The organism is Pseudomonas sp. WOUb67 (assembly GCF_050058005.1).
Lineage (GTDB): Bacteria > Pseudomonadota > Gammaproteobacteria > Pseudomonadales > Pseudomonadaceae > Aquipseudomonas > Aquipseudomonas putida_R.
This window is the reverse complement of record NZ_CP170112.1, coordinates 4,857,509-4,880,242: the sequence shown is the minus strand read 5'-3', so window position 1 is coordinate 4,880,242 and position 22,734 is coordinate 4,857,509. Positions and strand designations below refer to the sequence as shown.

The 22,734-nt window shown below is 66.7% G+C and carries 15 protein-coding genes; 7 read left to right on the top strand and 8 right to left on the bottom strand.

The genetic code is table 11. The annotated features are described in order from the left end of the window. Positions 1–82: 82 nt before the first annotated feature. The 8 genes from ABOC32_RS21705 to ABOC32_RS21670 form a co-directional block, all read right to left on the bottom strand. Positions 83–2,530, bottom strand: a complete 2,448-nt coding sequence (locus ABOC32_RS21705; protein WP_426808806.1) for a TonB-dependent receptor plug domain-containing protein — start codon at positions 2,528–2,530, stop codon at positions 83–85. 140 nt (positions 2,531–2,670) lie between these two features. Continuing rightward, positions 2,671–4,914 (bottom strand): TonB-dependent receptor, encoded by a 2,244-nt coding sequence (locus ABOC32_RS21700; RefSeq protein WP_426808805.1) that lies wholly within the window; start codon positions 4,912–4,914, stop codon positions 2,671–2,673. Positions 4,915–5,216: 302 nt separating this feature from the next. Beyond that, the gene (locus ABOC32_RS21695; protein ID WP_016486035.1) at positions 5,217–6,275 is read right to left on the bottom strand and encodes an ABC transporter substrate-binding protein; all 1,059 of its coding nucleotides are present in this window, start codon (positions 6,273–6,275) and stop codon (positions 5,217–5,219) included. Then, entirely contained in the window at positions 6,272–7,336 is a 1,065-nt protein-coding gene (locus tag ABOC32_RS21690) for an ABC transporter substrate-binding protein (RefSeq protein WP_274137610.1), read from the bottom strand. The genes ABOC32_RS21695 and ABOC32_RS21690 overlap by 4 nt, the downstream gene beginning before the upstream one ends. 18 nt (positions 7,337–7,354) lie before the next feature. Continuing rightward, positions 7,355–8,503 carry an LLM class flavin-dependent oxidoreductase gene (locus ABOC32_RS21685; RefSeq protein ID WP_426808804.1) on the bottom strand — a complete coding sequence of 383 codons (1,149 nt, stop codon included), beginning with the start codon at positions 8,501–8,503 and terminating at the stop codon, positions 7,355–7,357. A gap of 452 nt (positions 8,504–8,955) precedes the next feature. Further along, entirely contained in the window at positions 8,956–10,797 is a 1,842-nt protein-coding gene (locus ABOC32_RS21680; protein WP_426808803.1) for an ABC transporter ATP-binding protein, read from the bottom strand. Next, positions 10,790–12,565, bottom strand: a complete 1,776-nt coding sequence (locus ABOC32_RS21675) for an ABC transporter ATP-binding protein (protein ID WP_426808802.1) — start codon at positions 12,563–12,565, stop codon at positions 10,790–10,792. Before ABOC32_RS21675 ends, ABOC32_RS21680 begins: the two co-directional genes overlap by 8 nt. A gap of 91 nt (positions 12,566–12,656) precedes the next feature. Then, a complete protein-coding gene (locus ABOC32_RS21670) occupies positions 12,657–13,889 on the bottom strand; it encodes an acyl-CoA dehydrogenase family protein (RefSeq protein ID WP_426808801.1) in 1,233 nt (410 codons plus the stop codon). 376 nt (positions 13,890–14,265) lie between these two features. Here ABOC32_RS21670 and ABOC32_RS21665 point away from each other — a divergent pair, with 376 nt between their 5' ends. From ABOC32_RS21665 to ABOC32_RS21635, 7 genes are all read left to right on the top strand, one after another. Next, the gene (locus ABOC32_RS21665) at positions 14,266–15,327 is read left to right on the top strand and encodes an ABC transporter substrate-binding protein (protein WP_426808800.1); all 1,062 of its coding nucleotides are present in this window, start codon (positions 14,266–14,268) and stop codon (positions 15,325–15,327) included. 18 nt (positions 15,328–15,345) lie between these two features. Then, positions 15,346–16,077, top strand: a complete 732-nt coding sequence (locus ABOC32_RS21660) for a class II aldolase/adducin family protein (protein ID WP_426808799.1) — start codon at positions 15,346–15,348, stop codon at positions 16,075–16,077. A gap of 170 nt (positions 16,078–16,247) precedes the next feature. Continuing rightward, a complete protein-coding gene (locus ABOC32_RS21655) occupies positions 16,248–17,435 on the top strand; it encodes an LLM class flavin-dependent oxidoreductase (RefSeq protein WP_426808798.1) in 1,188 nt (395 codons plus the stop codon). 10 nt (positions 17,436–17,445) lie between these two features. Further along, a complete protein-coding gene (locus ABOC32_RS21650; protein ID WP_426808797.1) occupies positions 17,446–19,020 on the top strand; it encodes an ABC transporter substrate-binding protein in 1,575 nt (524 codons plus the stop codon). Next, positions 19,013–20,089, top strand: a complete 1,077-nt coding sequence (locus ABOC32_RS21645) for an ABC transporter permease (protein WP_426808796.1) — start codon at positions 19,013–19,015, stop codon at positions 20,087–20,089. Before ABOC32_RS21650 ends, ABOC32_RS21645 begins: the two co-directional genes overlap by 8 nt. Further along, positions 20,082–20,909 carry an ABC transporter permease gene (locus ABOC32_RS21640; RefSeq protein ID WP_086976367.1) on the top strand — a complete coding sequence of 276 codons (828 nt, stop codon included), beginning with the start codon at positions 20,082–20,084 and terminating at the stop codon, positions 20,907–20,909. The genes ABOC32_RS21645 and ABOC32_RS21640 overlap by 8 nt, the downstream gene beginning before the upstream one ends. Next, a complete protein-coding gene (locus ABOC32_RS21635; RefSeq protein ID WP_426808795.1) occupies positions 20,906–22,690 on the top strand; it encodes a dipeptide ABC transporter ATP-binding protein in 1,785 nt (594 codons plus the stop codon). Before ABOC32_RS21640 ends, ABOC32_RS21635 begins: the two co-directional genes overlap by 4 nt. The last annotated feature ends 44 nt before the right edge of the window (positions 22,691–22,734 follow it).

Genomic DNA, 22,734 nt, shown 5'->3' with positions numbered 1-22,734 from the left:
CCACAGGATGGCACCTGCCTGCAAACCTGTGCAGTACCTGTGGGAGCGGGCAAGCCCGCGAAGAAGGCAACCCGGTTTCAGCTTAGAAGTCGTAACTCACACTGGTGTAGTAGAACGCCCCCTGCGCGCCCTCCGGGCTGGTGATGGAGTACTTGGGCACGCCATACAGCTGCGCGCCCTTCGCTTTGTCCGGGTGGCTGTCGAACAGGTTGATCGCGCCCGCCGACAAGGTCAGGCCCAGGTCGAAGCGGTACGACACGTCCAGGTCGGTCACCCACTGCGGGCTGAAGGTCTGGTCCAGCGTCGGGTTGGCGGCGTTGCGGTTCTTCCACTCCCCATAACGGCGCTGAGCCACGGTGACGCTCCAGCCGTCGTACAGCCAGTTGGCACTGAGGGTCAGCTTGTCCTCGGGGGTGCCATCCTCGATCAGCCCCTGGGTGTTGCGGCCGATGATCTGGTTGCCGGGGATGCTGCCCACATCATCCAGCCCGGTTATACGAGTGTTGTTGCGTGCATAGCCGCCGTTGAAGTCCACGCGGCCCCAGCGGCCCACCTCCAGCTGGTAGTGGCCGGCCAGTTCGAAGCCATCGGTACGGGTGTCGGCAATGTTGGTGTAGAACGCCGCGCTCTGGATGTTGGCGTAGGGGGTGCCGGCGAAGATCGGGCCCACCACCGCTGCAGGCAACTGGTCGGACAGGGTGATGCGGTTGTCGATGTCGATACGGTAGGCGTCGAGTGTGACCGAGGCGTTAGGCAATGGCCGCCAGACCAGGCCGACGGAGAAGTTGGTCGATTCCTCAGGCTTCAGCGCCTTGCCGCCAAGCAGGGCCGCTTCCGGGCTGTCGGCGCGCAGGGTGCGCTGCTGCACCTCGACCCAGTTGCCACTGCCCGGCGGCTGTTCCACCACCTGCACACTGAACGACGACAGCCCGCTCTGCACCAGCGAAGGGGCACGATAGCCGGTGCTGGCGCTGGCGCGCGCGGCAATCTGTGGGGTGAAGTCGTAGCGCAGCGACAGCTTGCCGTTGGTGGTGTCGCCGAAGTCGGAATAGTGCTCGCTGCGCACGGCCACGCCGGCCTGGAATTTCTCGGTCAGCTGGGCTTCGACATCGAAGTAGGCACCGATCACGCGGCGGTCCAGCGACACGGCGTCGACCTGGGTGATGCCCGAGTAGTAACCGGGTATGCGCCTGCCGCTGATGGGGTCGATGGTGTTGAACAGGGGGCCGTTGGACCAGCCGGCGGCGTCGCCCTCGCTGAGGTCGTAGTTTTCCTGGCGCCAGGCCAGCCCGGCGGAAACGGTCAACGGCTTGAACAGCCAGTCGTTGGCGAAGTCGCGGGTCCAGTCCAGGGTCAGGTTGGTCTGGTCGGCTTCACGGCGGCCGGTGTAGATGGTCGACGGGCTGGCGGTGCCCCAGCTGGGGTTGATTGCGTCGTGGTCGGTGGAGTCGACCCGGTTGTCGCCGTAGTTCAGCGCCAGGTCGAAGTTGCCCAGTGTTTCGTTTTCAAAGCGCAGCCCACCGGTGACGGCAAAGTCTTCAAGACCGTAGCGGGTGACCGGCAGGCGGCCGTCCGGGTAGCGCGCCAGGGCTACGCTGCCGTAGTTGTTGCGTAACGTGGTAGGCGGGTCGAAGAAGTTCTCGGCATCGGTATTCTTGTGCGCATAGGTGGCAAAACCGTAGGCGCTCAGCCCCTCGCTCAAACCCATTTCGGCGTTGGCGGTGAAGTTGTACTGGTCCGAGACATTGCCCGAGCCCCAGCGCCAGTTGCGGTAGCGGTTGTTCTGCTCGCGTGCGGTGTTGATGCTGGTGGAGCCGGGGTAGAAGATGCGGTTGTCGTCGCGGGTGTCGCTGGCCGGGTCCTGGCTGCCGGCGTCGAAGGCCAGGGTCAGGAAGCCGTCATTGGGCAAGGCAAAGCCCTTCCAGCCGCTGAGCTTGCGCTGCAGGCCATCGCCTTTCTTGTAGCCGCCGAAGCGGTAGCCGGCGTTACCGCCTTCGTCGCGCTCCTTGAGCACGATGTTGATCACCCCGGCGATGGCGTCCGAGCCGTATTGGGCGGCTGCGCCATCGCGCAGGATTTCCACCCGCTCGATAGCCGACAGCGGGATCAGGCTGAGGTCCACGGCCGCCGCGCCACGGGCGTTGACCAGGCCCTGACGGGTGACGTTGGCACTGGTGTGGCGGCGCTTGCCGTTGACCAGCACCAGCACCTGATCGGAGGCCAGGCCGCGCAGCGAGGCACCCTGGGCAATCGAACCGGCAAAGGCGCCCTGGGGCGACTGCGGGAAGCTGAACGAGGGTGAGAGCGCGGTGAGTGCTGCGGACAGGTCGCTGGCGCCGGTTTCCTGGAGTTTTTCACCGCTCAGCACATCGACCGGGGCGGCGCTTTGCAGGGCAGTGACGTCGCTGCGGTGGGTGCCGACCACAACCACGGTGTCGAGGCGGTCGTTGGGTTCGGCGGCGAAGGCGGGCACGGCGAGGCCGGCGATGGCCAGGGCGACGGCGCTGGCCAAGGGAGTGTGGTGGGGCATGGGGTGTTCCTGCTGAATGATGTATTGGCAGTACTGGCCTCATCGCCGGCAAGCCAGCTCCCACAGGTCCCCACAAGTTTCAGGCCCTGTGCTGTACCTGTGGGAGCTGGCTTGCCGGCGATGAGGCCCGAAAGGGCAACCTAGAACCGGCTGGTAACGCTGAGCCCGACGGTGCGTGGGTCGCCGTAGGTGATCACGTACTGCCCGGCGGTGCCGTTGGGCCGGCCGTGCACCTGGTAGCGGCGGTCGGTGAGGTTGTTCACGAAACCGGTCACGCTCAGCTTGTCGTCGTGGCTGAACCAGCTCAGGCGGGCGTTGGCCAAGGTGTAGTGGGGCTGGCTGAGGGTTTCGTCGGCGCTGCTCTGGCGGTCGGCCAGGAAGTACTCCTTGTCACGGAAGCTCACGTCGCCACCCGCCACCAGCTTGCCGCCCACTTCCAGCGGGATGGTGTAATCGGCACCCAGCGACACCACGTTGCGCGGCGAACGCACGAAGCTGTTACCGCTGTAGTCGCCGGTTACTGCACCGGTGGTGGGGTTGGTGTTCTTGAAGTCGGTGTATTCGGTGTCAAGGAACGACACCGCCGCGCGCAGGTGCAGGCGCTCGGTCGGCTGGCCTTCGATCTCCAGCTCCGCGCCCTTGACCTTGCCCTTGGCGCCGTTGGTCAGCGCGGTGGTGAGCACGCCGTTGTTCACCGTCAGCAGGTTCACCTGGATGTCGGAGTAGTCGTAGTAGAAGAGGTTGGCGTTGACGGTCAGGCGGCGGTCGAACCACTCCGACTTCAGCCCCAGCTCGTAGGCATCCAGCTCTTCCGGGTCGACTGTGGTCAACTGCGCCAGGCTGGTCGACAGCCCGGTGTTGAAGCCGCCCGAGCGGAAGCCGTGGGCGTAGCGGAAGAACACCCGCAGGTTGTCGTTGATGCGGTACTCGGGCGTCAGGTCGTAGGTCCAGGCTTCCCAGGTCTTGTCCTCCTGGCGGTTGCCGTTGGTGCCCACGCCGCCCAGCGGAACCAGCGGGCCGTTGGCGGTGGCGCGGGTCAGCTGCACCAGGTCCAGGTCGATGTCCTTTTTTTCCTGGGTCCAGCGCAGGCCGCCGGTGACGCTGAAGTCATCGGTGAAGTCGTAGGTCAGGTTGCCGAACAGCGCGTAGCTGTCGGTGCGGTGGTCGAAGCCCATATCGCGGAACGCCGTGGTGCCCACCTGGTTTGAGCCGGTGCCGTTGGGCGTCGGCCCAGGGGTGACCACCCGCTGTGCCGAGCTGTCGAGGTCTTCGTGGAAGTAGTGCGCACCCAGCAGCCAGTGCAGCGGGCGGTCTTCCGGCGAGGCCAGGCGAAACTCCTGCGACCATTGGCGGTAGCTGTTGTCGGTGATCGACGCGCCGTTGACCTCGTAGGGGGTGTAGTCGGCGTCGCTGGTGGAGCGGTTGCGGATGTAGTCGTAGGCGCTGATCGAGGTCAGGGTGTAGTCGCCCAGGTAGTAGTTGAACGTCAGCGAGGCGCCGTCGTGGTCCAGGCGGTAGTCTTCGTTGACGTTCAGCGAAATGTCGCGGCCATGGGGGCGCTCGTAACCGACGTTGTAGTAGCGGCCCACGGGTAGCGAACCATTGCTGCCGTCGCCCTTGAACTGGCGGCTGTGCACTTTGAGCAGGGCGTCAAGGTCGGGGTTGAGCTGGGCCAGGAACTGCAGGCGGATGGCTTTCTTGTTCACATCGCCATAGGTGTTGCCGTCGAAGTCGTTGTTCTGGAAGCCGTCACGCTCCTCGGAATACAGCGCCACTCGCCCGGCCAGTTTTTCGTCCACCAGCGCGCCACCGATGGCACCCGTGACGATGCGTTCGTTCTTGCTGCCGAAGCCAACGGTGCCATACCCGTCGGTGTCGAAGGTGGGCTTCTTCGAGATCACGTTCACTGCACCGGCCGTGGTGTTCTTGCCATACAGGGTGCCCTGTGGCCCACGCAGGATTTCGATGCGCTCGAGGTCGAACAGCGGGCCGCCGCCGGCGATGGGGGCGTTGAGGTAGACGTCATCGGCGTAGATGCCTACCGGGAAGACTGTTGCCGCGCCGGTGTCGCCGGTGCCCAGGCCGCGGATGTACCAACGCGGGCGACCGTCGCCGTCGGGGTTCTTGGCCGAGGCGTTGGGCACGAAGGTGGTGATGTCGCCCATCGAGCGCACGCCATCGGCGGTGATGCTGGTGCCTTTGATGGCCGATACGGCTACCGGGACTTCCTGCAAGGTCTGCTCGCGGTGTTGGGCGGTGACCGTGACGGTTTCCAGGGCCGGTTCGTTTTTGTTGTCTTCGTTGGCGGCGATGGCCTGGCTGCCGGTGCCGGCCAGCAGCAGCGCGAGGCTGATCTGGCGGGCGAGTGGATTGAGCTGGTGCATGGTGGATCTCCCCGTATGTAAAGCGTTGTTGGGGAGAGCTAGAGCAGGGACTGTGCCATGTTGCCAAGTGACTGATTTGTAATGATTTTGTATTGGTTTTTAAAAGGTGTTGCAGATTGGGCAGCAGTGGGGTGCTGGGCGGGTGCTGCTGGGGCAGCAGTGGTTGGTCGATAGTAATGAGTTGGGGTTGAGGGCCCTATCGCCGGCAAGCCAGCTCCCACAAGTACCCCACAATGCTCAGGCTCAGTGGGGACCTGTGGGAGCTGGCTTGCCGGCGATAGGGCCAGTTCAGGCAATAGAGATCAAACGGCCAGCCGCGAAGTCGAACCGATCACACTCTCCAGCACGCGAAAATCAATCCACTCCCGCACATCGAAACGCCGCGGTATGAACCCCCACCTGAACAGGAACTCGGTAAAGTCCTGCAGCGCCTCGATCGAGCGGCTGTCCAGGGTGGTACGCAAGCGCCGGTGCGCATCATCGCCATAGGCCGCCGCCACCCAGTACTCGCTGGTGTTCAGCTCGCGCGCCAGAAAGCGCCGGGTCTCTTCTGGGTTGGCCCAGGCCCATTGCTCGGTGCGCAGCACCGTGTCGACCAGCGTACGGCTGGCATCGAAGTGGTTTTCCAGCAAGTGCCGGTCCACGGTCAGCGTGCGCGGGGTGCCGTTGTTGCTGCGGATCAGCGGGTCGGGGTGGCTGCCGGTGTCGACCACCACACGCAGGCCGAACTCGTGGGCCAGGTGCACCGCATGCGCACCCTTGAGGAAGATGGCGTCGATATCGCCCCGCAGCAGGCCGATCAGCTCATTGTTGCGGCGGCTGAAGCGGCTGGTGTCCAGGCTCACTTCGGCGCCGTACAGGTGCTGCTTGGCATCGTCGCTGTAGGTGCCGCCGTAGGGGTAGTCGACCAGCTCCACATCGGCTACTGCCAGGCCTTCGAGCTTCAGGGCGTTTTCCAGCCCGCGCAGGGCCTGGGCGCGGGTGAAGTCGATCTGTACGTTGGCCCACTTGGGTATGCCGAAGCGGCGGTTCTTCAGGTCGCGAATGCTGCGTACGCCGCTTTCTTCGGTGGTGAGGATCAACTGCACCTCATCGCTCCACGACAGCCCCAGCACGCGGGTCTCGACGCCGCTGGCGTAGGCCCAGATCGCCGGGATGTTGCCACCGTGGCGCACCGAGTTCTGCAGGTGATGGTCGTAGTGGGCCTCGCGCACCTCGCGTTCGCTGGACTCGCGCAGCGACTGGATATTGGTGCCGAACGGCGTAAAAGCCTCGGCCAGGCGCCCCGACTGCACGGCGATGCCGAGGCCGGTGGGCACGGGGCTGTGGGTGTACCAGAGCGTTTCCAGGGGCTTGGTCATGGGGTTACGGGTTTCCTGTCCATTTGGAGGGGGGCCAGCAGCTGGTCCAGTGGTTGGCGGGTGATCCAGTCGCGCACCTCGAAGCGCGCCGGGATGAAGCGCCAGCGTTTCAGGAACTCGACAAAGTCCTGCAAGGCATCGATGGCCTGTTCGTCCAGGCGCGTGCTCAGGCGCAGGTGGGCGTCGGTGCCGTAAGCCACTTGCACCCAGTACTCGCTGCTGTTGGTTTCCCGCGCCAGGTAGCGGCGGGTTTCGTCGGGGTGCTGGTGGGCCCAGCGTTCGGCGCGCAGCACCGACCCGAGCAGGGTGCGCACCACCTGCGGGTGCTGCGCCAGCAGGTGGCTGTCTACCGCCAGGGTGCGTGGCGTGCCGTTGTTGCTGCGGATCAGCGGGTCGGGGTGGCTGCCGGTGTCGATCACCGTGTGCAGGGCAAAGGCGTGGGCCAGTTGCACGGCGCTGGCGCCCTTGAGGAAGATTGCATCGACCTCGCCGCGCAGCAGGCCGGCCAGCTCCAGGTTGCGCCCTTCGCTCTGGGTGCTGGACACCGGCGTACCGGCCACGTTGCGCACCGGGCGGTCGCTGAAGGTGCCGTCGTAGCGGTAGTTGACCAAGTCCACGTCGCCCACTTGCAAGCCGGCAAGTTTGAGGGCGTTTTCCAGCCCGCGCAGGGCCTGGGCACGGGTGAAGTCGATCTGTGCGGCGGCCCAGTCGGGCAGGCCGAAGCGGCGGCCCTTGAGGTCTTTCACGGTGTGGATGCCGCTGTCTGGCCGGGTCAGGATCAACTGCGCCTCATCGGCCCACGACAGGCCGATCACGCGGGTGTCGCGGCCCTGGGCGCGGGCCCAGATGGCCGGGATGCTGCCGCCGTGGCGTACCGAATTGAGCAGGCTGTGGTCGAAGTGCGATTCGCGCACCGCCTGCTGGTCGGCTTCACGCAGGGACTGCACCTGGGTGCCGAGGCCGGCCAGGTCTTCCTGCAGCCAGCCTTGCTGCACGGCAATGCCCAGGCCGGTGGGCACCGGACAGCGGGTGTACCACAGGGTATCGAGGGGTTGGCTCATGTTCAGCTCCGGTGGGGATCAGGCACTGGCCTGCAAAGGTGTGGTGGTGGCTTGCTGCACCAGCGGCAACACTTCCTGGCCGATGCGCAGGGCTTCTTCCAGGTGCGGGTTGGCGGCGAGGATGAAGGTGCTGAAACCGGCATCGCGGTATTCCGCCAGGCGTTCGGCGATGTTCTGATGGCTGCCCACCAGGCCCACGGTAGGGCCGGGCTTGGCCTTGGCGAAGCCGGCCCACAGGTTGCGCGCCAGGATCAGTTCGTCGAAGCCCTGCAAGCCTTGGTGATAGGCCGCCTGGCGTGCACCGCCGACAGAGTCCGAGCCGGTCACGAAACCCTTGGCGCTGGCGCTGGCCTTGCCTTCCAGGCGCTCGAACTGCTGGCGCAGTTCGCGCCAGGCTTGTTCTTCGGTCTCGCGGGCGAACAGGTCGACACGCAGGCCGAAACGCACCGTGCGGCCTTGCTTGTCGGCCAGTTCGCGCACACGTTCGATATGCGGCTTGAGCTTGTCGATGGGCTCGGCCCAGTTCAGGTACACATCGGCGTGGCGCGCGGCCACGTCCAGCGCGGCATCGGAAAAGCCGGAGAAGTACACGCCCGGTTTGCGTTCGTGTTGCAGGCCCGGCGGCAGGCTGCCGTTGTCCAGGCGGTAGATGTCGCCTTCGTAGGAAAACTTGTCCTGGGTCCACAGGCCCTGGATCACGTCGAGGAATTCGCCGGTGCGCTTGTAGCGCAGGTCATGCTCCAGGAAGTCGCCATTGGCCCGTTGGCTGGCCGGGTTGCCGCCGGTGATGATGTTCCAGTCCAGCCGGCCACCGCTGAGGTTCTGCAGGATTGCTGCCTGCTGGGCGGCGTAGGCGGGCAGGGTCCAGGTGGCCTGGAAGGCGATCAGGAAGCGGATGCGCCGGGTTTCGCGGGCCAACGCGGCGGCGGCGATCCACGGCTCCGGGCCGGTGGGCAGCAGTGCGCCTTCGAACCCGGCCAGCTCGGCAGCCTTGGCCACCTGGGCGATGTAGTCGATGTAGGTGAAACCATCGGCCTGGCCATCGGGCAGGCGGCCGGGGGCGATGTTGCCGGGGCGGTGCGCGGGGTTGCCGCGGTTGTGGCGGTCGGTGGACAGCTGTGGGCCGTCGGTGCCCAAGGGCAGGCGCCAGAAGAATTCGGTAGTCATGGGGGCTCCTGAAGGGGGAGGGTGTGCGGATGGGGAGGGTGGTGCAACGGCTGTGCCATGCGCGGTGCATGGCCTGTGGGGCGGGGGTTTGAGGCGGGGACGGGGAGAGGGGTGCTGCTGTGGCAGCAGTGCGGCAGCAATTGATGCTGGGGTAGCAGCATGAGGGCCGCCAGGTGTAGGGCTTGGGTGATGTGGCGGCTGGGCGATCGAGCGCCGCCCGCGCGGCGCATCGCGAGCTGCGCTCGCTCCTACGTTTGTTTCGGGCCAGTAACGCCTGTGACAGGCGCGCGCGACCGCCTGGTTTGCAGGACGCGATATCGAGCCGAGCCCAAAAGCGGTCGCGCACAAATCCCACAGGAATAATTGGCCCGAAACAAACGTAGGAGCGAGCGCAGCTCGCGATGCGCCGCGCGGGCGGCGCTCGATCGCCCAGGCGCAACAATCTTCACGCCCTACACTTCGGCCATAACCTCCCCGGCGCTGCGCAGATACGCTTCGTACAACGCTGCATAAGCACCACTACGCCCGATCAGATCGGCATGCGGCCCTTGTTCCACCACCCGCCCATGCTTCACCACGGCAATCCGGTCGGCATCGCGGATGGTCGCCAGGCGGTGGGCGATGATGATCGCCGTGCGCCCCTGGCACAGCCTGCGCAGCGCGCGCTGGATACGCCGCTCGGTGTGTACGTCCACTGCCGAGGTGGCTTCGTCCAGCACCAGTACCGCCGGGTCGGCTAGGTAGGCCCGCACCAGGCACACCAGCTGGCGCTGGCCATGGCTCAGGTGCGCGCCCAGCGGGCCGACTTCGGTGTGGTAGCGCTGCGGGAGGCGCTCCAGCACCTCGTCTGCACCCAGCTCACGGGCTGCGGCCACCAGTTGTGCATCGTTGGCAGCTGGTGCGGCCAGGCGCAGGTTGTCGAGGATGCTGCCGCTGAACAGCACGTTGTCCTGCAGCACCACACCCACGTTGCGCCGCAGGTCGTGCTGGGCCAGCGCACGCAGGTCGATGCCGTCCAGCTTCACGGCGCCTTGCTGCACTTCGTAGAAGCGCGTCAGCAATTGCACCAGGGTGCTCTTGCCATGCCCCGAGGGGCCGACGATGGCCAGCACTTCGCCGGCGCGGATATGCAGGTCGAGCCCGTCGATCACCGGGCGCGAGCTGTTTGGCGTGTAGGCAAAACCAACTGCGTCGAAGTCCACCTGGCCACGCGCCCTGGTCAGCGCGTGTGGCGCTGGCGGGTCGAGCACTTGCGGGCGGGTGTCGAGCAACAGGAAGATGCGCTGGGCTGAAGCGCTGCCGGTGGCGTAGCGCTCGAACAGGTCCGACAGCTCTTGCAGCGGCCCAAGGAACAGGAACACGTAGAACAGGCTCTCGGCCACCTGGCCCACGCTGACCTTGCCCTCGGCCAGGCCATGGGCACCGACCAGCAACAGCACGGCCATGCCGGCGGTGCTGAGCAATGCGGTAAACGGGGCGAACCAGCCGGCGCGCAGGCTGCCGCGGATCAGCGCCTGGTTGAAGTCTTCCAGCAGGCGCCGGTAGCGTGCCTGGTTCGTCTGCTCCTGCCCGCATTGCTGGATCAGCCGCACCCCGCTCACACTTTCTACCAAGTGGGCGGTGAAGCGGCTGCGCTGCTCGGCCACCTTGGCCCAGTTGCGCTGCGAAACCCGCTTGAAGCGCCAGGTGGCCACGGCCAGCAGCGGTACCGTGGCAACCAGGCTGTAGAAAAAGCTGGGGTCGATGCGCCACAGCATTACCGCTGCCAGGCCGCAGCGCAGCAGGGCGCCGAGCAGCTCGGGCGGGCCTTGCACCAGCAACGGCTCCAGCGCATCAACATCACGGTCGGCACGGGAAATGATGCGCCCGGCACGGGTCTGGTCGAAGTAGCTCACCGACAGCGCCTGCACATGAGCGAACACTTTTACCCGCAGGGCGTTGAGCACGCCGATCGCTGCGCGCCCGGCAATGAACTGCGACACCCCGGCCAGCAGAAAGCGCCCCAGCCAGCTCGCGGCCAGCCCCAGGCCCAACCACAGCACCAGGCGCTCGTCGAGCAGCCAGTGGTCGGCGCTGGGGACCAGGCCCCTGTCCAGCAGCTCCCGCACGAACCACGGGCGCAGGAACACGGTAAATACCAGCAGCAGCTCGATGCCGATCACGGCAAGGATCTGCCCGCGAATGGGCTGCAAAAGCGGCAGCAAACGGTGGAACATGCCCCGGTCCAGCGCCTGGCGGGCCAGGCGTTGTTCGATGTCGATATCGCTGGCGGGGGTGTGCTGCGCATCAGTCATGGTCGATCCCCAGCAAGTCGCGGTAATGGGCGTTGTTCGCGCACAGCTCGGCATGGCTGCCGTTGGCAGTGATGCGGCCGTTTTCCAGCATCAGCACGCGGTCGGCCAACAGCAGGGTGGAAAGGCGGCTGGTGATCAGCAGCAAGGTCGGGCCTTGGCCGCTGGCGCTGTGCAGGCGGCGGATGTTGTGCAGCACCTGGCGTTCGCCCAGGGCATCCAGGGCGCTGGTGGCGTCGTCCAGGCAGAGGATGTCGGGTGCGCCGAGCAACGCGCGGGCCAGGCACAGGCGTTGGCGCTGGCCGCCGGACAGGGTCACGCCGCGGTCGCCCAGCGGCGTGTCGAGGCCGTGGGGCAGGCGTTCCAGCACGTCCTCTGCAGCGGCCAGGCGCATACCTTCACGCAACTGGGCGTCACTGGTCTGCGGTGCGGCCAGGCGCAGGTTGGCGGCCAGGCTGTCGGAGAACAGAAAGCTTTCCTGCGGCAGCACTTGCACGCGGCGGCGCAGGTCGGCTAGGTCGAGGTCGCGCACGTCGTGCCAGCCAGCCGTATCGCTACCCACCTGCACGCTGCCGTGCTGCACATCGGCCAAACGTGGCAGCAGGCTGGCCAGCAGGCTTTTACCCGTGCCGGTGGCGCCGACCAGCGCCACCACCTCACCGGGCAACAGCGTCAGCGAGCAGTCTTGCAGGATAGGCCGGCCAGCCTCCGCTGCACTGACCTGCACCTGATTCAGCTTCAGCCCCAACGGCCCTGCGGGCAGGGTGGCATGGCCGCCGACGATGGCCGGGCGTTCGTCCAGCAGCTGCCAGATGCGTTCGGCACTGGCGCGGGCATCGGCGAACGTCTGCATCACCCGGCCAATGCCTTCGATGCGGAACACCAGCGTGGTGGCCACCAGCAGCGAGGTGACCAGCTCACCGATGCCCAGTGCGCCGGCCGCCACGCGGTGGGCGCCGTACACCAGGATCCACACATGCCCCAGCGCCACCACCGCCTGCGGCAGCGGAATGCGCGAACTGGCATAGGCAAGGGCGGCGCGGGCATGGCCGGTGAACACCTCGACCTGCCGGGCGAAGCGGGCAATGCGCTGCTGTTCCAGGCCAAATGCCTTGATCACCCGCACGCCACCGATGCCTTCGGCGAGGTCCTGGCTGACCTGGTCATAGGCGGCGCCCACGGCGCGGTCGAGTGTGACCAGGCGATCAGTCTGCACCACGAACAGCCATAACCCGGCGCCGGTCAGCAGCAGTGGCACCAGCCCCAGCAGCGGGTCGTACCAACTCAGCAGGCCCACCGCGACGATCACCACCAGCGGGGTTTCGATGATCTGCCGCCAGAAGGTGATCAGCGCGTCGCGCACTTTGTCGGCATCGCGGGTGGTGCGGGTGACCAGTTCGCCCATGCCGTGGTGCCAGTGGTAGCCCAGATGCAAGCGCTGCACCTGGCTGAGGATGCGCTCACGCAGGCGCGTGAGCAGGGCCTGGCTGAGCACCAGCGACAGCACGGCGGCGGCATACTGCAGCAGGCCGCGGCCCAGGGCGATGGCCAGCAGCAGCCACAACCAGTGCCAGGCCACGCTGGCGTCCAGGCTGCCGTCGGCCTGGCGCAGTACGGCGCGGCCGGCGCTGACATCATCGACCGCATGGCCGATCAGCCACTGCTGCCAGGCCAGGCCGAGGTTGCCGGCAATGTACAAGGCAGCGACCAGCGTGAAGCGCCAAGGCATTTCGCGGTAGATGGCCAATGCCCGAAGAAGCGGGTGGTTCATGTAGATGCTCGATCAGAATGCGACGCCGCCCTTGTAGGAGCGGCCTTGTGCCGCGAATGGGGCGCGACGCGCCCCCCGGCCCCAAATGGATTCAACGGCGTGTAGCGCCCTGGGTTTCCTTGGCATTGAGCACCGCCGTGTACTCCCCTGGGTCGGCCCCGTTCAGGTAGTAGTTGCCCACGTTGTGCAGCCGCCAGCGGATCGGGTCGTGGGTGGTGTGCACCCGGGCATTGCGCCAGAAGCGGTCGAGGTTCCACTTGCTCAGCGAAGCGCTGGCCCCCAGCAGCGAGAACAGGTCGCTGGAAATCTTCAACGACGCCGCATCGGAATGCGCACGGGCGGTGGCCACGGACAGGATCAGCTCATCCTGCAATGCCTTGTTCTCCGGGTCGCGCTCGTGGTCGTCGAACACCCGCGCCGCCTCGCGCAGTACCGACTCGGCGCCGCGCAGCGCCACGGCGTACTCACCGATCTGGCGAATGACATGCGGCTCGTCACTGGCGCGTTCGACGCCGCTTTCCACCCAGGCCCGGGCATGCTCGCGCAGGTACTCGACAGCCGCCTGCAATGCGCCAGCGGCGATGCCGGTATCGATGGCGGCGTGGAGGATCTGCGGGAAGGTCAGGCCGGTGCGCTTCATCGGCCCGCTGCGGCGGGTCAGGTAGCGCTCGTCGAGCACGATGTTGTCAAAGTTTACCGTGCCGCTTACAGAGTTCTGCTGGCCGAACGCCTGCCAGTCGTCCACCAGGGTCAGCCCAGGGGCGTCGCGGTGCAGCAGCACGCCGACGCCGCCGTCTTCGCTGGCGGCGGTCAACGAGATCCACTCGGCCAGGTAAGAGCCGGTGGAGTAGAACTTGCTGCCGTTGAGGACCCACTGGCCATCGGCGCGGCGCTCGACGCGGGTCTTGAGGGCGAACTTGTTCTTGCCGCCGACTTCGGCCAGGGCGTTGCCGAAGCGCTTGCCGGCGAGCACGTCGGCAATCAGCCGGTCGCGTACTTCTTCGGGGTAACCGGTGAAGATGCCGCGCAGCATCACGTTGTGAATCTGCAGCAACTGGCCGACGCCGCCGTCGGCGGTGGAGATCAGGCGCACGGTTTCGACCACGGTCTGCACCGAGGCACCGAGGCCGCCGAACTCGGCCGGTACGGCGATGGCGGTCAGGCCGCTGCTGGACAACAGCTCCGCCTGGCGGTGGGGGAGCTGGCCGTTGTTGCGCGGGTCGGCGGCCAGCTCGGCGATGTGCGCGGCGACCTGGCGGGCGGTTTCGATGGCTTCTGCTTCGCTGGTCAGGCGGCGGGCGGGGGAGGGTTCTATGGCGCTCATGGAGAGGTCTCGGGTATGTCTGAAGGGGCCAGTGCGCCTGTTTCGCGGGTAAACCCGCTCCCACAGGGACCGCAGTGCATGAGCTTTGCGCGGTGCCTGTGGGAGCGGGTTCACCCGCGAATGGCCACACCGCGGTCCCAATCCCTAGAGCAATATCTTTGCCACCCCTCTTCAGGCCCCATCCTGCGCGGCTTCCAAAGCCCTTTGCTGCCCCAGCAGCAGCCTCCCTGCTGATCTGGCAGCACCCCACCCGCAATCCTGCTCCCAGCCAAGCACCCGGCCACCTGGCGAAACAACCAATCCCAGGCAATTCAAGGCCTCCAGCGGTTGGCACGCACACTGCAATGGTGCTTGCACGACGCCCAAGGAGCTTCCCATGACCTTCGCAACCCCTACAGCAAAACGCCTGGCGGACGACCCCTCCGCCCTGGAACGCATCTGGTTCACCCGCTGCCCTGTGCCCACCGCCTCAGGCCTGGCCTACAAGCTCGGCTGGCTGGAGCAGGAGTTCGCCGCCGATGGCTTGCCTGTTTCGACGCTTCAGGAGGCCCGCCAACTTGGCCATCACCACTACGATCACCAGCTGCCCGGGCTGTTTCGCGAAGGCGGCAACGTGCCGGCGCTGGCGGCACGTGCGGCCGGCTCGCCCAGCCGGCTGATCGGCCTGACCTGGATCGAGGAATGGCAAACCATCCTGGTTCGCCCGGATTCCGGCATCCGCAGCGCCGCCGACCTGCGCGGCAAGCGCCTGGCCCTGCCGGCCTGGGGCGACAGCCGGCCAGGCAGCATTGCCCGGGCCATGAGCCTTCACGGTTACAAAGGCGCCCTGGCCTCGGCAGGCCTGCACCTGGATGACGTGCAACTGGTGGAAGTGGCCCTGCTCGATCAGGCCACTGCCGCCACCCCGGAGCTGGGCTTGCAGCGGCTATGGTCGGGCCTGGAGTACCTGGCGCGCGGTGAAGTCGATGCCGTGTACGTGAAAGGCGCGGCCGCCGCTGATGCCGCACGCCGGCTGGGCCTGGTGGTCGGCGTCGACCTCGACCTGCTGGCCGACCCACGCCACCGCATCAACAACGGCACCCCACGGCCGATCACCGTGCATCAACGCCTGCTCGACAACCATTTCGACCTGGTGGTGCGCTTCCTTGCCCAGACCCTGCGTGCCGCCGAGTGGGCAGCCGGCAACCGTGCTGCGCTCAACAGCATCCTCGAAGAAGAAACCCGCGCGGGCAGCCAGGGCGTGGCCGAGGCCTACCGCGGTGACTTCCACACCACGCTGGCGCCGGACCTGTCCGCACAGCGCCTGGCCTTCCTCGGCACACAAAAGGACTTCCTGTACCTGCACGGTTTCCTCGAAGCCGATTTCGACATCGCCGACTGGGTCGACCCGCGGCCTCTGCAAGCTGCCCATGAACTGCTGGCCCAACGCCGCGCCTGACCTGACTGGAGATTGAACATGACCGTACTGATCAACGAACGCCCCGTGACTGCCGAACTGCAAGCCTTCATCGACCAGGTAGTGGCCGAAGCCGAAGCAGCCTTCAGCGTATTTCGAGAGACCAACACCATTACCGCCAATGGCACGGTCGGCTTCATCGAGCGTGTGCCGGGTGAAGAGTTGCTGGTGTCGGTGAACTACGGCGGCCCGTGGAACCACCGCAAGCCACTACAGGCCACCGTCACCGACTTTGCCGGCAACGTCATCGTCGGCAAGGGTAAAGGCGGTTTGGGCCGTTACACCAAGCTGTTCCAGACCCACCCCGACGTCAGCACCGTGTCGCACGTGCACAGCCCGTACCTGGGCGCCTGGGCGCAAACCCACCGCACCTTGCCGTTCCACTACGTGCCGGTGCAGCGCTACCAGCTGGCCCGCGAGCTGCCGGTGTACATCGACCGGCGCCAGGCCGAGGTGGACTTCATCCTCGACAAGATCGCCGAGAACCCGTTCAACCTGGCCATCCTGGAAGCCAACGGCGGCTCCACGGTGTGGGGCAAGCAGGGGCTGCGGGCCACGGCAGAGTTCATCCTGTTGCTGGAGGAGGGCGCGCAGATCCAGTTGCTGGCCGATGCCCTGGGCGGATCGCGGCCTTACGGGCCGGGGGTGCTGACCCAGCAGTGGAAGATGAGCGGGTTGTATGACCGCGCTACCGAATTGGGCCTGGTGCCTGGCATCGATCGGCGTAACTGACCCCGTTTTCAGCCCCGCCCACGCACCCTGTAGGAGCAGCCTTGTGCTGCGAAAGGGCCAGTCCAGGCACTGCGTCTGCATCGGTAGTACCGGCCTCTTCGCAGCACAAGGCTGCTCCTACAGGACCGCGTTGGCAGCCTGATCCACCATTCCAAGCAAGGACCCGCCCCATGGCAGTAAAAATCCTCTGGTACCTCACCACCCCCGACGGCCCCTATCCCTGGGAACCCGAGGGCCGCTGGCACACCGATTTCGAACACCTCAAGCAACTGGCCATCGCCGCCGACCGCCTGGGCTTCTACGGCTCGCTGCTCGGCTCCAGCCCCAACGAAAGCCTGGCCGTATCGGCAGCGCTGATCGACGCCACCAAGCGCCTGCGCTTTCTGGTCGCCCAGCACCCGGGCGAGCTGTCGCCAGCGGTGTTGGCCAAATGGGCGCTCACCTTCGACCAGTTCTCCAACGGCCGCCTGCTGTTCAACGTGGTCAACGGCAACGACGCCGGCCTGGCCACCCTCGGCGTGCATTACCCGCACGATGAGCGCTACGACTTCAGCCTGGAATACTGGCGCGCGTTCCAGAGTTTCTACGCGGGTGAAACCGCCGGTTACGACGGCCGCTACGTCAAGCTGTCACCCCGTTCGCCCGCCGCAGCCCATCACCCGCTGGGCGGGTGGCACCCACCGAAGCAAAAGCCCGGCATCCCGCTGTGGGGCGCTGGCACCTCGGCACCGGGCGTGGCCCACTCGGTGCAGTTGCTGGACGTGTACCTGAGCTTCGCTGACACCCCGCAAAAGCTTGGTGACAAGTTCCGCCGGGTGGCGGCCGAGGCGGCGAAGATCGGCCGCGAACTGACCTACGGCACCCGCCTGCAAGTGATCGTGCGCGAGACCGAGGAAGAAGCCTGGGCCCACGCAGATCGCCTGTTGCAACGCACTTCGCTGGCCACCGCGCGCGCGGCCATCGAACGCCAGTTGCCCCCCGGGCAAACCTTCGACAGCTACGTCAGCGACGACCCGCGCATCCAGCGCAACCTCGACAGCATCCGCGCCGGGCGCCTGCCCACGGCCCGCGAGCTGGAGATCTACCCCAACGTCTGGTTGGGCCCGAGCCTGTTCGGCTTCAACATCCTCGGCCCGGCAGCCGGCACTTACCTGGTCGGCAGCGCCGCGCAGGTCGCCGAGCGTATCCGTGAATACGAGGCCCAGGGCACGTCGGCATTCATCCTGTCGGGCTTCCCGCTGATCGATGAGGCGCACCGGGTGGCAGACCTGCTGTTCCCGCTGCTGGACCTGGACCATGGCTTCGAGGTGCCGCGCCTGGGCGCAGTCAGCAAGCCTGGCGTGGCGCAACCGGCGTAAGGAGAGGGTGATGAGCGAGCTGTTTTCGCGCCGGGTGTTTCTCGGCAACAGCCTGGCCGTTGGCGGCAGCCTGCTGCTCGGCGGTGGGCTGCTCAGTGGCTGCGACAGCGGCGCGCCGGCGGCCGCCAGTGCGGCGCTGCCGGGCACGCCAGTGCGCGGTGGGCGCTTGCGGGTGGGCATTATCGATGGCGACCAGGCCGGCAACCTTGATGCGCACAAGCCAGTGGGCGGCGGCATCATCCGCGGCTGGGCGCTGTACGCCAAATTCTGGGAATGGAACGCCGACGTCAGTACGCGCCTGGCACTGGCCGAGTTCGCCGAGCCGAATGCCGACGCCAGCGCCTGGACCATCCGCCTGAAGCCTGGGCTGGAGTTTCACCACGGCAAAAGCATCACCGCCGACGACATGCTGTTTTCCATCCTGCGCCTGACCGACCCGCAACTGGCCTCGCCCTTCGCCGGGCTGGTCGGCGCTATCGATCGGCAGGCCCTGCGCAAGCTGGACGAGCGCACCATTGAAATACGTTTCAAGCAGGGGCAAAGCTTCTACCCGCTGGATGAAACGCTGATCAGCTTCGGCGGCATCGTGCCCACCGACTACCACCCGGTGACCAACCCGGTGGGTGCGGGGCCGTACCGGCTGAAAAGCTTCATACCCGGCCAGCGCTCGCTCTACACCCGTTTTGAAAACTACTACAAACCCAACCGCCCCTATGCGGACGAGCTGGAAATCATCGAATTCAAGGACCAGGTATCGCGGGCCGCAGCGCTGCGTGCCGGGCAGATCGACGTGGCCAGTGGTGTGCAGGCCGAGCACAGTGCGTTGCTCAAGGCCGACCCACGGCTGCGCCTGTATGCCTCGCCGAGCACCTCGTTCACCGGCTTCAACCTGAACCTGGCCAAGGCGCCGTTCCAGGACGTGCGGGTGCGCCAGGCGTTTCGCCTGCTGGCTGACCGCCAGGAACTGGTGGCCCGTGGGCTCAATGGCTTTGGCCGGATGGCCAACGACCTGTACTCGCCCCATGACCCCACTTACAACCACGCCATTGCCCAGCGCCCGTACGACCTGGACCAGGCCCGTTCGCTGCTGCGCCAGGCGGGGCAGGACGATTTGCGCGTCGAACTGACTACCACGCCAGGGCCTGGCGTCAACGCCGCGCTGGTGTTTGCCCAGCAGGCGTTGAAGGCCGGGGTGCAGGTGAAGGTCAATCAAGTGGACGGCTCAGTCTTCAATGGCCCGCAACGCGAGCAATGGCAGCTGTCGCCGGGCTCGACCCCGGCGCGCGGCTTTCTTGCCTCGGCGCTGCACAACGATGCACCGCAGGCCATCTACAACCGCAGCAACTTCCACGACCCGCGCTTTACCGAACTGTTCCAGCAGGCCTTGGCCCAACCCGACCTGGCGCAGCGCACGGCCTTGGTCCATGAAGCCCAAACCATCCAGCACGAACGTGGCGGGTTGCTGATCTGGGGCTTTTCCGACGTGCTTGATGCAGCGTCGGCCAAGGTTGGCGGGCTCGCCCCGGAACAGACCACCTTCGCCTCCTGGCGCTTTGACGAACTCTGGTTGAACCCCAATGCCTGATCCTCGACACACGCCCCGCACGCCGGCCTGGCTGGCCTGGTTCATCGGCCGCCTCGGTTATGGGCTGCTGACCGCCTGGGTGATCAGCCTGGTGGTGTTCATCGCCACCCAGGCGCTGCCTTCGGACCCGGCGCGGGTGATTCTCGGCCCGGATGCGCCGCTGGAAAGCATCCTCACCCTGCAACGGCAACTGGGCCTCGACCAGCCGATCCTGGTGCAGTACCTGCGCTGGCTGGGCGCAGCATTGCGCGGGGACCTGGGGATTTCGCTGGACTCACAGGTACCGGTGGCGCAGCTACTGTTCGGCCGCCTGGGCCACACCCTGGCCCTGCTGGTCGGAGTGTTGGCGCTGGTGGTGCCGGTGGCCCTGCTGCTGGGGGTGAGCCTGGCCCTGCGGCGAGACAGCCGGCTGGACCGCTGGGGCCTGTCGGCGCTGATCCTGCTCAAGGCCACGCCGGGGTTTCTGCTGGCCATCGGCCTGGTGCTGTTGTTTTCCATGCCGGGCATGGGCTGGCTGCCGGCGGTGTCGATCCTCGACCCACAGTTACCGCTGTGGCAGCAGTGGCCGTCGCTGGTGCTGCCGGTGCTGGCCCTGAGCCTGACGGCCTTGCCGTACCTCACGCGCATGGTGCGGGCTTCGATGATCGAGGCGCTGGAGTCCGAGTATGTGACCGCCGCGCGCTTGCGGGGCATCCCCGAGCGGCGCATCGTCTGGCGGCACACGTTGCCCAATGCCCTGACCCCGGCGATCCAGGGTGTGGCGCTGACGCTGCGCACGCTGGTCGGCGGCGCGCTGCTGGCCGAGGTGATCTTCAGCTACCCGGGTATCGGCACGGCGTTGAACGCAGCGATCCAGATGCGCGACCTGCCGATGATCCAGGGCGTGGTGCTGGTCATTACCCTGGCGGTGGTGCTGATCAACCTGCTGGCCGACTTGCTGACCGTATTGCTCACCCCCAAGCTGCGCACCGCGCGCCGGGTGCGGATGATCCGCCGTATCCGGCGCGGCATTCGCCCTTGGTGGCGACGTGCGCGCAGCACCCCTGCCCAGGAGGCGACCCATGATTGAATCCCGTTGGCTGGCCGACCCACAGGTGCGGCGTGGCGCCGTGATCACCTTGCTGGTGGCGCTGCTGGCCGCTTTCGGCCCTTGGCTGGCACCCCATGCGCCCACGGCGATGGTCGGGCCGGTGTACGGCCCCCCGGCTGCCGGGGCGCCGCTGGGGCACGATTTTCTGGGCCACGACCTGCTCTCACGGTTGCTCAGCGGTGGCCTGTCGGTGCTGTGGATGTCGGTGGCAGCAGCCACCCTCGCATTGCTGGTTGGCGGCAGCCTGGGCCTGTTGGCCGGGTTCTCGCGCAGGCGCCTGGACCAGGCGATCAGCTGGGCGGCCGACGTATCGCTGGCGTTTCCGGACCTGATCCTGGTGCTGCTGATCGTGTCCATGCTCGGTCGGGCGCCTTGGCTGATCGTGCTGACCGTGGCCATTGCCTTTACCCCGGGGGTTATTCGTCTGGCCCGCGGCAGTGCCGTGGCGGTGGCCGGGCAGGAGTACGTCGAGGCGGCGCAGATGATGGGGTACCCGCGTTGGCGCATCCTGTTTCAGGAAATCCTGCCGAACATCCTCACGCCCCTGCTGGTGCACTTCGGCAACATGCTGACCTGGGCGGTGGGAATGCTGTCCGGCCTGAGCTTTCTGGGCTACGGGGTGGCACCGCCGGCGGCGGACTGGGGCCTGATGATCAACGAGAACCAGGCCGGCCTGCTGGTGCAGCCTTGGGCCGTACTGGCACCTGCACTGCTGATCGGCGTGTTTGCCTATGGCACCAACATCCTGGCCGAAGGGATTGGCCGGGCCAGTGCACGGATCGGGGAGAAGCAGCCATGAGCGCGCTGTTGAATGTGGCAAGTGAAGTGTTGCAGGTCAGCGACCTGAGGGTAGAGTTGGCCGGGCAGGTCGCTGTGCTGGCCGAGGTGTCGTTCAGCCTTGCAGCAGGCGAAATTGTTGGCCTGGTGGGCGAGTCCGGCTCGGGCAAGACCACCTTGGCCACAGCGTTGCTGCGCCATGCCCGGCAAGGTGCGCGTATTGTTGGCGGGCACGTGGTGGTGGCCGGGCAATCGCTGCTCGAACTCGAAGGCGAGGCCTTGCGCCTGGCCCGTGGCGGGCTGGTCGGCTACGTGGCCCAGGACCCGGCCACGGCGCTGAACCCGGCGCTGCGCCTGGGGGCCTTGTTGCGTGAGACCCTGCTGGCGCACCAGCCCGCGTTGTCGCGTGAAGCGGTGCGCCAGCGCATCGGCCAAACCCTGCTGGATGTGGGGCTGCCGGATGAGGACGCCTTCCTGCGGCGGTTCCCGCATCAACTGTCTGGCGGGCAGCAGCAGCGGGTGATGCTGGCGCTGGCGTTCGTTTTGCGGCCAAAGCTGATCGTACTCGACGAGCCCACCACGGCACTGGACGTGACCACCCAGGCCCATGTGCTGCAGACCCTCAAGCGCCTGTGCCGTGACCAAGGTGTGGCGGCGCTGTACGTCACCCATGACCTGGCGGTGGTGCGTGACCTGGTCGACCGGGTGATGGTGATGTACGCCGGGCGCCTGGTGGAGGTGGCCGGGCGCGAGGCGTTGTTTCGCGCACCGCTGCATCCCTACACCCGCGCCTTGCTCGCGGCCATTCCCGACATTGCCCGGCGCCAGCCGTTGCAGGCGATTGCCGGGCATGCCCCGGCACCAGGGCAGCGACCGGACGGCTGTGCGTTTGCGCCGCGCTGCGGCAGGCGTCGTGCAGAGTGTTCAGTGATCGAGCCGTCTTTGCTGGCGCATGAAGGCGGGCATCGGGTGGCCTGCCTGGTGCCGCACCGGGAGCCGCTGCCCCTCGGTGAGGCGGCTGTCGAGGCTGTTGCGGCGCCGGGCGAAGCGGTGTTGCTGGAGGTCCGCGGGCTGGATGTCGCTTACGATCGGCAGGTGCTGTTCGATGTTTCCCTGCGTGTGGGGCAAGGGGAGTGCCTGGCGCTGGTGGGCGAGTCGGGTTCGGGCAAGACCAGCCTGGCCAGGGCCATCGCCGGGCTGGGCGAAAACGTTCAGGGGCAAATGAGCTACGCCGGCGAGCCTTTGGCGTTTGCCGCGCGCGAACGCGATGCCCGGCTGCGTCACCAGATCCAGTATGTGTTCCAGAACCCCTATCGGGCTTTGAACCCAAGGCAGACGATCGGGCAAACGCTCAGCGCGCCGTTGGCGCACTTTTTTGGGGTACGCGGCGGTGAAGCGCGTCAGCGGGTCGAGGCTGTGCTGGAGCGGGTGTCGCTGCCGGCGCGTGTGGCCGACTTGTATCCGCATAGCTTGTCTGGTGGGGAACGCCAGCGCGTGGCGATTGCCCGGGCATTGATCTGCGAGCCGAAGTTGCTGGTGTGTGACGAGATTACTTCGGCGCTGGATGTGTCGGTACAGGCATCGATTCTGGCATTGTTGCAGCGATTGCAGGGGGAGGGGCTGACCTTGTTGTTCGTCACCCATGACCTTGGGGTGGTGCGGGCGATTGCCGACCGGGTGCTGGTGTTGCGCCAGGGGCGGGTGGTGGAGCAGGGGGCTGCCGAACAGGTGCTTGGGCGGCCGGTTGATGCTTATACCCGGACGCTGGTGGAGCATACGCCCAGGTTGCGTGTTGGGCTCTAGGTGCTTGCCTTGGGTTGTTTGGCGCCTGTGAGATCGAGCGCCGC